The organism is Streptomyces sulfonofaciens (assembly GCF_014656295.1).
GTDB lineage: Bacteria > Actinomycetota > Actinomycetes > Streptomycetales > Streptomycetaceae > Streptomyces > Streptomyces sulfonofaciens.
This window is the reverse complement of sequence record NZ_BNCD01000016.1, coordinates 162844-177285: the sequence shown is the minus strand read 5'-3', so window position 1 is coordinate 177285 and position 14442 is coordinate 162844. Positions and strand designations below refer to the sequence as shown.

General features: G+C 74.4%; 10 protein-coding genes. 7 read left to right on the top strand and 3 right to left on the bottom strand.

Going from position 1 to position 14442, the window contains the following annotated elements:
* Positions 1-20 precede the first annotated feature (20 nt).
* On the top strand, positions 21-1652 hold the full coding sequence (locus IE313_RS24755; RefSeq protein WP_189935874.1) for an alpha/beta hydrolase: 1632 nt from the start codon (positions 21-23) through the stop codon (positions 1650-1652).
* 138 nt (positions 1653-1790) lie between these two features.
* Here IE313_RS24755 and hemQ read toward each other — a convergent pair whose 3' ends face one another.
* Both hemQ and hemG read right to left on the bottom strand, forming a co-directional pair.
* Entirely contained in the window at positions 1791-2534 is a 744-nt protein-coding gene (gene hemQ, locus IE313_RS24750) for a hydrogen peroxide-dependent heme synthase (protein ID WP_189935872.1), read from the bottom strand.
* Between the two features lie 4 nt (positions 2535-2538).
* Positions 2539-4089 carry a protoporphyrinogen oxidase gene (gene hemG / locus IE313_RS24745; RefSeq protein WP_189935871.1) on the bottom strand — a complete coding sequence of 517 codons (1551 nt, stop codon included), beginning with the start codon at positions 4087-4089 and terminating at the stop codon, positions 2539-2541.
* Positions 4090-4365: 276 nt separating this feature from the next.
* Here hemG and IE313_RS24740 point away from each other — a divergent pair, with 276 nt between their 5' ends.
* A complete protein-coding gene (locus IE313_RS24740) occupies positions 4366-5751 on the top strand; it encodes an FAD-dependent oxidoreductase (RefSeq protein ID WP_189935870.1) in 1386 nt (461 codons plus the stop codon).
* A 175-nt stretch (positions 5752-5926) separates the two neighbouring features.
* Here IE313_RS24740 and hemE read toward each other — a convergent pair whose 3' ends face one another.
* Positions 5927-6934, bottom strand: coding sequence for a uroporphyrinogen decarboxylase (gene hemE, locus IE313_RS24735; RefSeq protein ID WP_229924924.1), 1008 nt, complete (start codon positions 6932-6934; stop codon positions 5927-5929).
* 226 nt (positions 6935-7160) lie between these two features.
* Here hemE and IE313_RS24730 point away from each other — a divergent pair, with 226 nt between their 5' ends.
* The 5 genes from IE313_RS24730 to IE313_RS24710 all read left to right on the top strand — a co-directional run bounded on the left by IE313_RS24730 (position 7161) and on the right by IE313_RS24710 (position 14334).
* Positions 7161-7853, top strand: coding sequence for a DUF3000 domain-containing protein (locus tag IE313_RS24730; protein ID WP_189935868.1), 693 nt, complete (start codon positions 7161-7163; stop codon positions 7851-7853).
* 582 nt (positions 7854-8435) lie between these two features.
* Positions 8436-9098 carry a response regulator transcription factor gene (locus tag IE313_RS24725; RefSeq protein ID WP_189935867.1) on the top strand — a complete coding sequence of 221 codons (663 nt, stop codon included), beginning with the start codon at positions 8436-8438 and terminating at the stop codon, positions 9096-9098.
* Positions 9099-9222: 124 nt separating this feature from the next.
* Complete coding sequence (locus tag IE313_RS24720; RefSeq protein WP_189935866.1) at positions 9223-10521, top strand: HRDC domain-containing protein; 1299 nt, start codon at positions 9223-9225, stop codon at positions 10519-10521.
* Between the two features lie 457 nt (positions 10522-10978).
* Positions 10979-12205: a thiolase family protein gene (locus IE313_RS24715; RefSeq protein WP_189935865.1), complete on the top strand. Its 1227-nt coding sequence runs from the start codon at positions 10979-10981 to the stop codon at positions 12203-12205.
* Positions 12202-14334: a 3-hydroxyacyl-CoA dehydrogenase NAD-binding domain-containing protein gene (locus IE313_RS24710; protein WP_189935864.1), complete on the top strand. Its 2133-nt coding sequence runs from the start codon at positions 12202-12204 to the stop codon at positions 14332-14334. Before IE313_RS24715 ends, IE313_RS24710 begins: the two co-directional genes overlap by 4 nt.
* Positions 14335-14442 lie beyond the last annotated feature (108 nt).

Here is a 14442-nt window from a genome sequence, read left to right as displayed (position 1 = left end):
CGACGGGGATCGGGAGCGCGATGCGAGCAGTCGTGGCCGCTGTGCTGGGCGGCACCGGGGCCCTGGCCATGGCGGCCGGGCTCGCCGCCCCCGCGGGCGGTGCCATCGCGCCCGGCCCGGACGCGAGCGGGGCGGGCCGGGCCCGCGCCGAGGCCCGCGGCACCGCCGTCGCCGCCGGTCGTGCCGCGGCCACGGGCATCCGCTGGGCGGACTGCGGCCCCAAGGAGCACCTGGATCCTCCTGTCCGGTGCGGCACCGTCACCGTGCCGCTCGACTACGCACGCCCCCGCGGCCGGCAGCTCACCCTCGCGGTCGCCCGCCGCCCCGCGAGCGGCCGGGCCCCGGGCCCCGCCGCGCCCGGTGGCCGCACCGGCCGCACGGTCCGCACCCCGCGGCAGGGCGCCCTTGTGTTCGGCGCGGGCGGCCCCGGTGCCACCGGCGTCTACTTCCCGTTGATGCCGGACATGGCCGCCTTCTGGAGGCCCGTCGCGGCCGCCTACGACCTCGTCGGCTACGCACCGCGCGGGGTGGGCGGTCACGCGCCGCTGTCCTGTGTGGATCCGCGGGAGTTCGCCTCGGCGCCGACGCAGGCGCCACCGCGGCCGTCCGCGGCGTACAGGTGGCGGCGGTACACACAGGCCAAGGCGTACGCCGAGGGCTGCGCGCGGCGCGCGGGCACGGCGCTGCGGCACTACACGACGGCCGCCAACGCCCGCGATCTGGACGTGCTCCGCGCCGCCCTCGGCGAACGCCGGCTGACGTTCGTGGGCGCCTCCTACGGCACCTACCTGGGCGCCGTCTACGCCTCCCTGTTCCCCTCGCACGTGCGCCGTATGGTCTTCGACTCGCCGGTCGGCCCGGGACCCGGCGCCCTGTGGTACCGCGCCGCCCTCGCCCGGGCGAAGGCCCTTCAGACCCGCTGGGCGGACTTCCTCTCGTGGGTCGCGGCGCACGACGGGAGGTACCACCTGGGTACGACCGCAGCGCAGGTGGCACGCCGTTACGAGCGGGTGCGCGGCGAGCTGGCCGCGCGGCCGGCCGGCGGCACGGTCGGCCCCGGTCAGTTGCAGGCGGCGTTCCTCAAGGCCGCGCACTACGACGACTACTGGCCGGTGCGGGCCGCGGCGCTGTCCGCCTACGCGCAGGGCGATCCCGGCCCGCTGGTCCGGCAGGCCGCACCGATCGGGGCGGCGGCCGCGGAGCAGGAGAACGCCCAGGCGGTGTACACGGCCGTCGAGTGCAACGACGCGCCCTGGCCCCGGTCCTGGCGCGCCTGGGACCGCGACGCCGCCCGTCTCGCCCGCACGGCGCCCTTCGCGACCTGGGACACCGTCTGGACGCATCTGCCGTGCGCGCACTGGAGCACGCCCGGCCGCCGGCCCGTGGACGTGCACGCCGGCGCCGGGACGCTGCCGTCCACACTGGTCCTGGCCGCCCGCCGGGACGCGGTCACGCCGTACGCGGGGGCTCGGGAGCTGCACCGCAGGCTCGCGGGGTCCGTGCTGGTCACCGAACTGGGCGCGGGCTCGCACATCATCGCGGGCGCCGGCAACTCCTGCGTCGACACCCCCGTGCTGACGTACCTGCTGCGCGGCCGGCCACCGGCCCTGGACACCGCCTGCGCCCCCCATCCGCCACCCAGGGCCTTCTGACCGGCGGCCCTTGGCGGGAGGTGCGCCCCGCGCGTGCACGGCCGGCCGCGGACCGGACACGGCGGACGGGGACACGGCGGACGCAGGCACAACGGGCGCGGGCAACGCGCCCTCGCTCCCCGTGGTGCGGCAGGCGCGTCAGACGAGGCCCGCCACCAGGTCGGCGACGGTCTTGCGGCGGCCCGTGAAGAACGGCACCTCCTCGCGCACGTGCCGGCGCGCCTCGGAACCGCGCAGATGGCGCATCAGGTCGACGATGCGGTGCAGCTCGTCGGCCTCGAAGGCGAGGATCCACTCGTAGTCGCCGAGCGAGAACGACGCGACCGTGTTGGCGCGCACGTCAGGGAAGCCGCGGGCCATCTTGCCGTGGTCGGCGAGCAGGGTGCGGCGCTCCTCGTCGGGCAGCAGGTACCACTCGTAGGAGCGCACGAAGGGATAGACGCTGAGATACGCACGGGGCGTCTCGTCGGCGAGGAACGCGGGGATGTGCGAGCGGTTGAACTCGGCGGGGCGGTGCAGGGCCATGTTCGACCACACCGGCTCCAGGGCGCGGCCCAGCCGGGTGCGCCGGAAGAGGTTGTACGCCTCCTGGAGCTGGTCGGAGCTCTCCGCGTGCCACCAGATCATCAGGTCGGCGTCGGCCCGCAGTCCGGAGACGTCGTAGGTGCCGCGGATGGTGACGTCCTTGGCGGCGAGCTGGTCGAACAGCTCCTCGACCTCGGCGATGTGCGCGGAGCGGTCGTCCGGCAGCGCCTCGCGCAGCCGGAAGACGGACCACAGCGTGTAGCGGATGACCTCGTTGAGGTCCTTGGCCTTCTTGCCGGCGTTCGGGATCCGCTCGGGGGTCCTGGGCTCGGGGGCATCGGGGGCAGCAGCACTCATGGAGCTATTCTCCCGCGCCGCCGTGCAGGCTCTGCACCGGGTGCGCGGCGAGTTCCGCCGCGCCGCGGTGGTCTCCGGCGAGCCGGTCCGCCGCGGCGTGGGCGCTGGCGATGCAGGCCGGGATGCCCACGCCGTCGTAGGCCGCACCGCACACCACGAGTCCCGAAAGGTCCGCGAGCTGGTCGCGGACCCGGGCCACCCGCGCCTGGTGGCCCACCGGGTACTGCGGCAGGCCCTGGTCCCAGCGGGTGACCACGGAGGCGACGGGGGCGGCGGCGAGGCCGGTCGCGGCGCTCAGGTCGCGGCGCGAGACGGCCACCAGCTCGGCGTCCGTGCGCTCCAGGATCCGCTCCTCGCCATGGCGGCCGACGGAGGTGCGCAGCACCAGCAGGCCGGGGTCCTCGTCGGCGACCCAGGACCACTTCTGCCCGGAGAAGGTGGACGCCTTGATGGTGTGCCCGTCGACCGGGGGCACCAGGAAGCCGCTGCCTTCGGGGAGCGCCGCCTCGGCGCGGCGGTAGGCGAGGGTCACCAGGGCCATCGACGCGTACTCCACACCGCCCAGCTCGGCGGCCGCGGCCGGGGACTCCGCGGCCAGCAGGCGGGCGGCCGCGGGGGCGGGCACGGCGAGGACGACCGCGTCGGCGTCGAGGGTGCGGCCGAAGTGCCCGCCCGCTGGGTCCCCGACGGTGATCCGCCAACGGCCGGTCGCCGCTCCCCCCGCATCTGCGCCGGCGGCGGCCGCGCCACCGGAACCCGCGCCCGCACCGGGCGGTGTGCGGCGCAGGCCGACGACCGGCGCCCCGGTCAGGATCTCGCCGCCGCGCGCCCGGACCGCGTCCGCCACGGCCGCCGGCAGACTGCCGACACCGCCCTCGATGCCCATGAACACGGGCCCCGGCCGCTGTTGGCCGGCCGCCCGGCGCTGGATCTCGCGCACGCCCTCCGTGAGCGAGGTGTGGGCGCGGGCGGCCTCGAAGAGCTGGGGGACGGCGGCCCGCATCGAGATGCGGTAGGCGTCGCCCGCGTAGACGCCGCCGAGCAGCGGTTCCACCAGGCGGTCGACGACCTCCCGGCCGAGCCGGCGGGCGACGTACTCGCCGACGGCCACGTCCTCACCGACCTCGGTGCGCGGCAGGGTGCGGTCCTGGTCGATACGGCGAAGGCCCTCCTCGGAGAGCACCCCGGCGAGCGCCTCGGCATCACCGGGCACGCCCATCACATGGCCCTTGGGCATGGGGCGCAGCGCACCGCGGGTCCACAGCGCGGCGGTGGCCGTGGCGGGCGTCCGGAGCCGGTCGCCGAGCCCGGTCTCGCGGGCCAGTGCGACGGCCTCGGGCCGCCGCGCCAGCATCGACTCGGCGCCCAAATCCACCCGCACACCCGCCACCTCGCCGACGAGCAGCTTGCCGCCCAGCCTCGGACCGGCCTCCAGCAGCGTCACCGCCGCGCCCCTGCCGAGCAGGCGGTACGCCGCGGCGAGGCCGGTGATCCCGCCTCCGACCACCACGACATGGCCGCCGCCCATGTCCGCACCGATCTTCGCTCCACCCATGCCCCCACTCTCTCAGACCCGGCCCGCACCCCCTTCCTTGCCTGTGGGTATCTCCCGTTCCGCTTCCGCCCGTGGACCCGCCGGGCGCCGCCCGTGCCCGTCCGCGTCGGCCGGGCCGGCGGGCGCGCACCGGCCGCCCGGTGCGAACGACACGTCCGTCGGCACGAGCACCGGCACCGGGTCAGGCTCAGGGGGCGCTGCGCGGTGCGAGTGGGCCGGGCGCGCGGGGCCGGGGAGGTGGCGGGACGAACGCCCCCGCGCCGTAGCGTGTCCCCCATGAGCGCACCGAAGCAGCGAGAACGTCTGGTGGTCATCGGCGGTGACGCGGCGGGCATGTCCGCCGCGTCGCAGGCACGCAGGATGCGGACGCCGGACGAGCTGGAGATCGTCGCCTTCGAACGGGGCGGGTTCACGTCGTTCTCCGCCTGCGGCATCCCGTACTGGGTGGGCGGGACGGTCGACGGGCTGGAGGACCTGGTCGCCCGGTCGCCCGAGGAGCACCGCGCCCGCGGGATCGACGTGCGGATGCGCACCGAGGTGACCGCTCTCGATCTGACCGGCCACCGGGTCCGCAGCCACGACCTCGACTCGGGCACGGTGACGTGGACCGGCTACGACCGCCTGGTCATCGCCACCGGCGCGCGGCCCATCCGCCCGCCGCTGCCCGGCATCGACGCGCCCGGCGTGCACGGCGTGCAGACCCTGGACGACGGGCAGGCACTGCTGGACACCCTGCGGAAGACGACGGGCCGCCGCGCGGTGGTCGTGGGCGCCGGCTACATCGGCCTGGAGATGGCCGAGGCGATGCTCCACCGCGGGTACGAGGTGACCGTCGTCAACAGCGCCGTCGCGCCCATGTCGACCCTGGACCCGGACATGGGCCGCCTGGTGCACGACGCCATGACGGCCATGGGCATCCGGGTGGTCAACGACGCCGAGGTCACCAAGATCCTCACCGGTGAGGACGGCCGGGCACGCGCGGTGGCCACCGACGACGCCGAGTACCCGGCGGACATCGTGGTGCTCGGCATCGGCGTACGTCCCGAGACCACGCTGGCCCGCGCCGCCGGGCTGCCGATCGGCGACCACGGCGGACTGCTGACGGACCTCTCCATGCGGGTGCGCGGGTACGAGGACATCTGGGCGGGCGGCGACTGCGTGGAGGTGCTCGACCTGGTGGCGGGGCGCGAGCGCCACATCGCGCTGGGCACGCACGCCAACAAGCACGGCCAGATCATCGGCGCCAACGTGGGCGGCGGCTACGCCACCTTCCCCGGCGTCGTCGGCACCGCCGTCAGCAAGATCTGCGATCTGGAGATCGCCCGGACGGGGCTGCGGGAGAAGGACGCCCGGGCGAGCGGCCGGCAGTACGTGACGGCCACGGTCGAGTCGACGAGCCGGGCCGGGTACTACCCGGACGCGGGCCGGATGACGGTGAAGATGCTCGCCGAACGCCGCACCGGGCGGCTGCTCGGTGTCCAGATCATCGGCCGCGAGGGGGCCGCCAAGCGGGTGGACGTGGCCGCGGTCGCCCTCGCCACCGGCCTGAGCGTCGAGCAGATGGTGAACCTGGACCTGGGTTACGCACCGCCGTTCTCACCGGTGTGGGACCCGGTCCTGGTGGCGGCGCGGAAGGCGGCCAGGGCCGTACAGGCCGGGTAGCCCGGCGGGCCGCCACCGGGTCGCCGTCAGTCGCCCACCGGGTCGCCGTCAGGCCGCCACCGAGTCGGCGCAGGGCCGCCACCGGGTCGGCGTCCGCACCGGCGCGCCGGTCCTGCCCACGCACCGGCCCCCCGCGGCCCACCGGGCGGATCGGCCGCCGCGCCCGGGCGGGCGGCTAACGGCTCGTCCGGGTGTGGACGAACTCGACCAGCCGGGTCAGCGCGTCGGGGTCCGTCGTCGGCAGTACACCGTGCCCGAGGTTGAAGACGTGCCCTTCCAGGTCCCGCGCGGCGTCCAGCACCTCGGCCGCCTTCGCCCGCACGGCCTCCTCCGGCGCGAAGAGCACCGCGGGGTCGAGGTTCCCCTGGAGCGCCCTGCCGGGGCCGACGCGGCGGGCCGCCTCGTCCAGCGGCACCCGCCAGTCGACGCCCACGACGTCCGCCCCGGCCTCCGCCAGCAGGCCGAGCAGTTCGCCGGTGCCGACGCCGAAGTGGATGCGCGGCACCCCGTGGCCGGCGACCGCGGCGAAGACCTTGGAGGAGGCGGGCAGCACGCTGCGGCGGTAGTCCGCCGGTGCCAGGGCGCCCACCCAGGAGTCGAAGAGCTGCACCGCCGAGGCGCCCGCCTCGATCTGCACCCGGAGGAAGGCTGCGGTGATCCGCGCGAGCCTGTCGAGGAGTTCGGACCACAGGTCGGGCTCGCCGTACATGAGCGCCTTGGTGCGTTCGTGGTTGCGCGAAGGACCGCCCTCCACCAGATAGCTGGCCAGCGTGAACGGCGCGCCCGCGAACCCGATGAGCGGGGTGGTGCCCAGCTCGGCCGTGAGCATCCCGATGGCCTCGGTGACGTACGGGACGTCCTCGGGGGTGAGGTCCCGCAGTTGGGCGAGGTCGGCCCGGGTGCGGATCGGCCGGTCCACCACGGGGCCCACGCCGGGCTTGATGTCCAGGCCGACGCCGATGGCCTTGAGCGGTACGACGATGTCGCTGAAGTAGATCGCGGCATCCACGCCGTGCCGCCGCACCGGCTGGAGGGTGATCTCGGTGACCAGCTCCGGAATCGTGCACGACTCCAGCATGGAGGTGCCCTCGCGCACCTTGCGGTACTCCGGCAGGGAGCGACCGGCCTGCCGCATGAACCAGACCGGGGTGTGCGGCACCGGCTCGCGGCGGCATGCCTTCAGGAAGGCGGATTCCCCGGGCCCCCCCTTGACGTCCGGCTTGACGTCGTCCTTGACGCCCCGGTGGACGGACGGCCCGCCGGCGGGCGCGGGGTGGGGAGCGTGGGGAAGGTCGTTGGCACTCACAGGGCAAAGTCTCGCACGCGGTGGACGACGCGATCCGGACAGCCCGCGCGCCGCAGGGTGTCTCTCCCTGCACCGGGGCCCGGTTCCCCTTAATCTTCCCCGCATGGCTGCGGCTCAGGGACGACTGTCGGACGGCGCCGACGGAACGAACGGGACGGACAACGACACGGGCGGAACACAACAGGCACCACTGGAGGCGGCGGATCCCGTCCCGGCGCCCTTCCGCACGGCCGTCGACGGGCTGCTGTCGGCGCTGCTGCGGCCCGGTGTGGAGATCGAACCGGTGCGCGCGCCGCGCCGGCTCGCACCGTTCTCGTACGCGCTGGAGGCCGCGGTCGTCGACGGCGGCGACGACGACCTGGCGGACGGGCGCCTGGTGCTGCTCCACGATCCGGACGGGCACGAGGGCTGGCACGGGGCGTTCCGCCTCGTCACGCTGGTCCGTGCGGAGCTGGAGCCGGAGATGGCGGTCGACCCGCTGCTGCCCGAGGTGTGCTGGACCTGGCTGACCGGCGCACTGCAGAGCCGCGGGCTCGGGTACGGCGAGCCGAGCGGCACCGTCACCCGGGCCAGCTCGCACCACTTCGGCGGGCTGGCGGAGCGTCCCGCCACCTCCCAGATCGAGATCCGCGCCTCCTGGACGCCGCGTGAGGGCCCCGGCGGCGCGCCGGACACGGCGGCGCACCTCGCGGCCTGGTGCGACCTGCTCTGCCAGATCGGCGGCCTGCCGCCGATCGGTCCCGGGGACACCTCGGTGGTGTCGCTGCCGCAGCGCAGGGGCCCGCGCACGTCCTGAGCGGTCCGGGCACGTCCTGAGCGGTCCCGGCAGGTCCTGAGCGGTCCCGGCCGCCCTTCGGCGGGCCCGCCGGCGTTCCCGGGCGCCGGTCGCCGCCGTGCCCCCGGGCAGGGCCCCGTCGCCGGGGCGGGCGTTGCGCCCGCGATGCGGGCCGGCTCCCCGCGCAGTCCCGTTCCCGGACGGGCCCGCGCGGGCGCACCCGGCCCCGGTGCCCGCGCTGCCGCGCCGTCCGCCTGCCGTCCCGTCCGTCTGCCCGGCCCTCACGAGGGCCGGGCCGCCCCTTCCGGGCGACTTCCCCGCCCCGTTCGTCCCCTTTTCCCGCTCTCCCTCGTTCAACGATGGCCGGAAATCGATGGTGGTGCCGCTGGATGGAGGAATGCGCGCAGTTTCGGCCTTGTATCGACCCGATTCGATCTCTGGATGATCGACCGCGTGTCCGATTCGCACGAATTATTACTCACCAAATCGTGATCATTCCCTAAAGGCGGACGGTCGGGCTGCCGAAGACGTCTGTGACCTTGAAAGCACGGTTCCTCCGGTTTCTTCCCCGAGCCGGCCCCATCCCGCACCCCAGGAGGCCTGGTGTCCGTTCTCCTTGAGCAGCCCGCAAGCCTGGTCGCCTACCGCCCCAACAAGCCGACCGCCATGGTGGTCGTGGCCGACCCGCGTGTCCGCTCCACCGTCACCCGCCACCTCTGGGCGCTCGGCGTGCGCGACGTCATCGAGGCGTCGTCCATCGCGGAGGCACGACCCCGTATCGGCAACCCCCGGGACATCTGCGTCGCCGATGTCCACCTGCCCGACGGCAGCGGCCTGACGCTGCTGTCCGAGACCCGGGCCGCCGGCTGGCCCAACGGCCTGGCCCTGTCCGCCGCCGACGACATCGGAGCCGTGCGCAACGCCCTCGCGGGCGGTGTGAAGGGCTACGTCGTCACCGGCACCCGCACCAACGTCGGCCTCCCGCTGCGCCCCGGCGCCGCCCCGATCGGCGCCGCCGCGGCCCGTATGCACCGCCGCCCTCCGGGCGCCCCGAGCCACCCGGGCGGTTACCGCGAGCTGTCGGGCCGGGAGGTGGAGGTGCTTCGACTGGTTGCGGAGGGCCAGTCGAACAAGGCCATCGGCGTGTCCATGGGCCTGTCCGCCCTGACCGTCAAGAGCCACCTCGCCCGTATCGCCCGCAAGCTCGGTACCGGGGACCGGGCCGGCATGGTCGCGGTCGCCCTGCGCACCGGCATCATCCACTGACCGCCGCCCACCGGAGGGCACCCAGGGCGCACGGCGCCCCGCGCCCGCCGGCACGAGTGGTGCCGCGCCCGTCGACGGAACGTTACGTCGGCGGGCGTTGCGTATCCGCGGATACCCTTGACAGGTGACCGACGCCGAAGACACCGCAGCAGACAGCCCACTGCGCACCACCCGGGACCCGCGGCAGGAGCCGCCCGCGAAAGAGGCTCCGGACGAAGGCGTCGCCACCGAAGGGGCCCCGGTCCCGCTGCTCGAGCCGCGGGACGGCATCCCCCCGGTGGTCGCGGACGCGGAGGCGTTCGCCGCGGTGGTCACCGCCTTCGCCGGGGGCACCGGGCCCGTCGCGGTCGACGCGGAACGCGCGTCCGGATACCGCTACGGCCAGCGCGCGTACCTGGTGCAGTTGCGCCGCGACGGCGCCGGCAGCGCGCTGATCGACCCGGTGGCCTGTCCCGACCTGTCCGCGCTCGGCGCGGCGATCGGCGAGGCGGAGTGGGTGCTGCACGCGGCCACCCAGGACCTGCCCTGCCTGCGCGAAATAGGCATGGTGCCCACCCTGGTCTTCGACACGGAGCTGGCGGGGCGGCTCGCCGGGTACCCGCGGGTCGGCCTCGGTGCGATGGTCGAGAACGTCCTCGGCTACGTCCTGGAGAAGGGCCACTCCGCGGTCGACTGGTCGACGCGCCCGCTGCCCGAACCCTGGCTGCGCTACGCCGCGCTCGACGTCGAACTGCTGGTGGACCTGCGCGACTGCCTGGAGAAGGAGCTGGACAGGCAGGGCAAGCTGGACTGGGCACGGCAGGAGTTCGCCGCGATCGCCGCGGCGCCGCCCGCTCCGCCCCGCAAGGACCCGTGGCGGCGCACGTCCGGCATGCACAAGGTGCGGCGGCGGCGCCAGTTGGCCGTGGTGCGCGAGCTGTGGCAGACCCGCGACCGGATCGCGCAGCGGCGCGACGTCTCACCGGGCAAGGTGCTCGGTGACGCGGCGATCGTCGAGGCCGCGCTGGCACTGCCCGTGAACACGGCCGCCCTCGCGCAGTTGCCCGGCTTCGGCCGGGTGGGGCGCCGCCAGTTGGAGAACTGGCAGGCGGCCGTGGACCGGGCCCGCGCGCTGCCGGACTCCGCACTGCCCGGCCCCGGCCAGTCCGCCGCGGGGCCGCCCCCGCCGCGCGCCTGGGCGGACAAGGACCCGGCCGCGGCGGCCCGGCTGTCGGCCGCGCGTGCCGGCGTGTCGGCGCTCGCCGAGCAACTGAACATGCCCCAGGAGAACCTGATCACGCCGGACACGGTGCGCCGGGTGTGCTGGGAGCCGCCCGCGGTGGTGTCGGGGGAGACGGTGGCTGCGGCCCTTGCCGGGTACGGCGCACGGGAGTGGCAGATCGAGCAGGTCACGCCGGTGCTGGTGCGTGCGCTGGGGCAGTGAGGGCCCTGTGCGGCGGGCCGCGGCCTGCCGGCCCCCGGCCGGCCCCCTTCGTCGGCCTGCGGCCGGGGGTGCGAGGGCCGCGTCCGCGCGGTGGCCTGGCTCGGGTGGCGCCCCGGCTCGTCGCGCGGTTCCCCGCGCCCCCCTTCGAGCGGGGCTCCGCCCCCGGCAGGAGCTCGCGCCGGCGGCCCGGTGCGGTCGAGGCTGCCAGCCCCGCGCGGTGACGGGCCCCGGGCATCGCCCGGCCGGTCGCGCGGTTGCCCGCGCCCCTGGTGGAAGCGGGTCGGGGCGGCCGGGCGCGGCGGTCGTTCCTCGGGAGCTCTGGGGTGGGACACGCGCGCGTCGTGTGACCTTCACCGCTCCTCGCAAGGGGCCTACCCCCTATGGTTACTGGTAAGTAGCATAGGGTTGCCGCACAGCGCACCGCGGCCGTGTCACCCGCGTCTGGAGGAGAGCCATCGTGCCTCGTACCGTCAGGGACGTCGTCTTCGTCGACGGCGTCCGCACCCCGTTCGGCAAGGCGGGCCCGAAGGGCATCTACCACGAAACTCGTGCCGACGATCTCGTGGTGAAGGCCATCCGGGAGCTGCTGCGCCGCAACCCGTCCCTCGATACGGCCCGCATCGACGACGTGGCCGTCGCCGCGACCACCCAGATCGGCGACCAGGGCCTGACCATCGGGCGTACCGCGGGCATCCTCGCCGGTCTTCCGCAGTCGGTACCCGGCTACGCCATCGACCGGATGTGCGCGGGCGCGCTCACCGCCGTCACCAGTACCGCCGGGTCCATCGCGTTCGGCGCGTACGACGTCGTCGTGGCGGGCGGGGTGGAGCACATGGGGCGCCACCCGATGGGCGAGGCCGTCGACCCCAACCCCCGGTTCGTCAGCGAGAAGCTCGTCGACGAGTCCGCGCTCTTCATGGGGATGACCGCCGAGAACCTGCACGACCGCTTCCCGCACCTCACCAAGGAGCGCGCCGACGCCTACGCGGTGCGCTCGCAGGAGAAGGCCGCGAAGGCGTACGCCAACGGCCTGATCCAGCAGGACCTGGTGCCGATCGCGGTGCGCCGCACCACCGAGGAGGGCGGCGAGAAGGGCTGGGGCCTGGTCACCGCCGACGAGCCGATGCGGCCGGGCACCACGCTGGAGCAGCTCGCGGGCCTCAAGACGCCCTTCCGTGTGCACGGCCGGGTCACGGCCGGCAACGCCGCCGGGCTCAACGACGGCGCCACCGCCTCGCTCATCGCCTCCGAGGACTTCGCACGTGAACAGGGCCTGCCGGTCAGGATGCGGCTGGTCACCTACGCGTTCGCCGGTGTGGAGCCCGAGGTGATGGGCTACGGTCCCATCCCGGCCACCGAGAAGGCGCTCGCCAAGGCCGGCCTGGACATCTCCGACATCGGCCTCTTCGAGGTCAACGAGGCGTTCGCCGTGCAGGTGCTGGCCTTCCTCGACCACTACGGCATCGACGACGACGACCCCCGCGTCAACCAGTACGGCGGCGCCATCGCCTTCGGCCACCCGCTGGCCTCCTCCGGCGTACGGCTGATGACCCAGCTCGCCCGCCAGTTCGAGGAGCAGCCGCAGGTCCGCTACGGCCTGACCACCATGTGCGTCGGCTTCGGCATGGGCGCCACGGTCATCTGGGAGAACCCGCACTTCACCGACGCCGGAGGCACCAAGTGAGCACCACCACCGCCGAGCTGCTGAGGGGCGCCGCCGAGCTGTTCCCCGACGAGGTGGTCACCAAGGCGCACATCCGCCACCTGGACCTGCCGAAAGGCGCGGGCCGCTTCGCGCTCATCACCCTCGACAACGGCTTCGACCACACGAAGCCCACCACGTTCGGGCCGCAGTCGCTGGCGAACCTCGACGCCGCCCTCGACGAGGTGGAGAAGGAGGCCGCCGAGGGCTCCATCACCGGTGTCGGCCTCACCGGCAAGCCGTTCATCTTCGCCGTCGGCGCCGACCTCAAGGGCCTGGAACTGCTGAAGGACCGCGGGGACGCGCTCGCCATCGGCAAGGGCGGCCACGAGGTCTTCAAGCGCCTCGCGCACCTGGCCGTACCGACCTTCGCCTACTACAACGGCGCGGCGATGGGCGGCGGCGCCGAGGTCGGCCTGCACTGCACCTACCGCACCGTCTCCAGCGCGCTGCCCGCGTTCTCCTTCCCGGAGGTCTTCCTGGGCCTGGTGCCGGGCTGGGGCGGCTGCACCCTGCTGCCGAACCTGATCGGCGCCGACCGCGCGGTCTCGGTGATCGTCGAGAACTCCCTCAACCAGAACAAGCAGCTCAAGGGCCCCGACGTCTTCGCACTCGGGATCGCGGACGCCCTCTTCGACAGCCAGGACTTCCTGGAGCAGTCGCTGCTGTGGACGGCCGCCGTGCTGACCGGTGAGCTGGAGGTCGCGCGTCCCGACGTGGACCGCGGCGAGACCTGGGACCAGGCGGTGGAGCGCGGTAGGGCGATCGCCGACTCCAAGGTGCACGGCGCGGCCCCGGCCGCCTACCGCGCGCTGGACATCATCGCCTCGGTCAAGGACGGCGACCTCCAGCAGGGCTACGACGCGGAGGACCGGGCCCTGGCCGACCTGGTGATGAGCGGGGAGCTGCGCAGCGGCATCTACGCCTTCAACCTGGTGCAGAAGCGCGCCAAGCGCCCCGCGGGCGCACCGGACAAGAGCCTGGCGCGGCCGGTGACCAAGGTCGGTGTGGTCGGCGCCGGTCTGATGGCCAGCCAGCTCGCCCTGCTGTTCCTGCGCCGTCTTGAGGTGCCGGTGGTGCTCACCGACATCGATCAGGAGCGCATCGACAAGGGCGTCGGCTACGTGCACGCCGAGATCGACAAGCTGCTCGCCAAGGGCCGGCTGAACCAGGACAAGGCCAACCGCCTCAAGGCCCTGGTGACCGGTGTGCTGGACAAGGCCGAGGGCTTCGCGGACGCGGACTTCGTCATCGAGGCCGTCTTCGAGGAGATGGGTGTCAAGCAGCGGGTGTTCGCCGAGGTCGAGGCGGTCGCACCCGAGCACGCCGTCCTCGCCACCAACACCTCCTCGCTCTCCGTCTCCGAGATGGCGGCGGAGCTCAAGCACCCCGAGCGCGTGGTGGGCTTCCACTTCTTCAACCCGGTCGCGGTCCTTCCGCTGCTGGAGATCGTGCGCGGCGAGCGCACCGACGACGCGGCGCTGGCCACCGCCTTCGCCGTGGCCAGGAAGCTGCGCAAGACGGCGGTCCTGGTGAAGGACGCCCCGGCGTTCGTCGTCAACCGCATCCTGACCCGCTTCATGGGCGAGATCCAGAACGTCATCGACGACGGCACCCCCGTGGACGTCGCCGAGCGCGCGGTCGAGCCGCTGGGCCTGCCGATGTCCCCGCTGGTGCTGCTTGAACTGGTCGGTCCGGCGATCGGGCTGCACGTCTCCGAGACCCTGCACGCCGCCTTCCCCGACCGCTTCAGGGTCTCCCCCAACCTGAAGGCCGTGGTCGAGGCCGGCAAGCGCGGCTTCTACGTGTACGAGGGCGGGAAGCCGGAACTCGACCCGGAGGTCGCCGCGCTGCTGAGGCAGGGCGACACGCGGCTCACCGAGGAGCAGACCCGCACCCGGGTACTGGACGCGGTGGCCGGGGAGATCCGCCTGATGCTGGACGAGGGCGTGGTCGCCGAGGCCGAGGACATCGACCTGTGCCTGATCACCGGCGCCGGCTGGCCCTTCCACCTCGGCGGGCTCACCCCGTACCTGGACCGCGAGGGCGTCAGCGAGCGGGTGACCGGCAAGCGGTTCCTGGCTCCCGGCGTCGCCAGCGTGCCCGCGTAGCACTCGCGCAGGACCCTCCCGCACCACCCCCCACGGGTACGGGCCGTGCCGGAGCACCCTTCCGGCGCGGCCCGTCGCCCGTGACCGGCGGCCGCCGCCCCGCCGAGC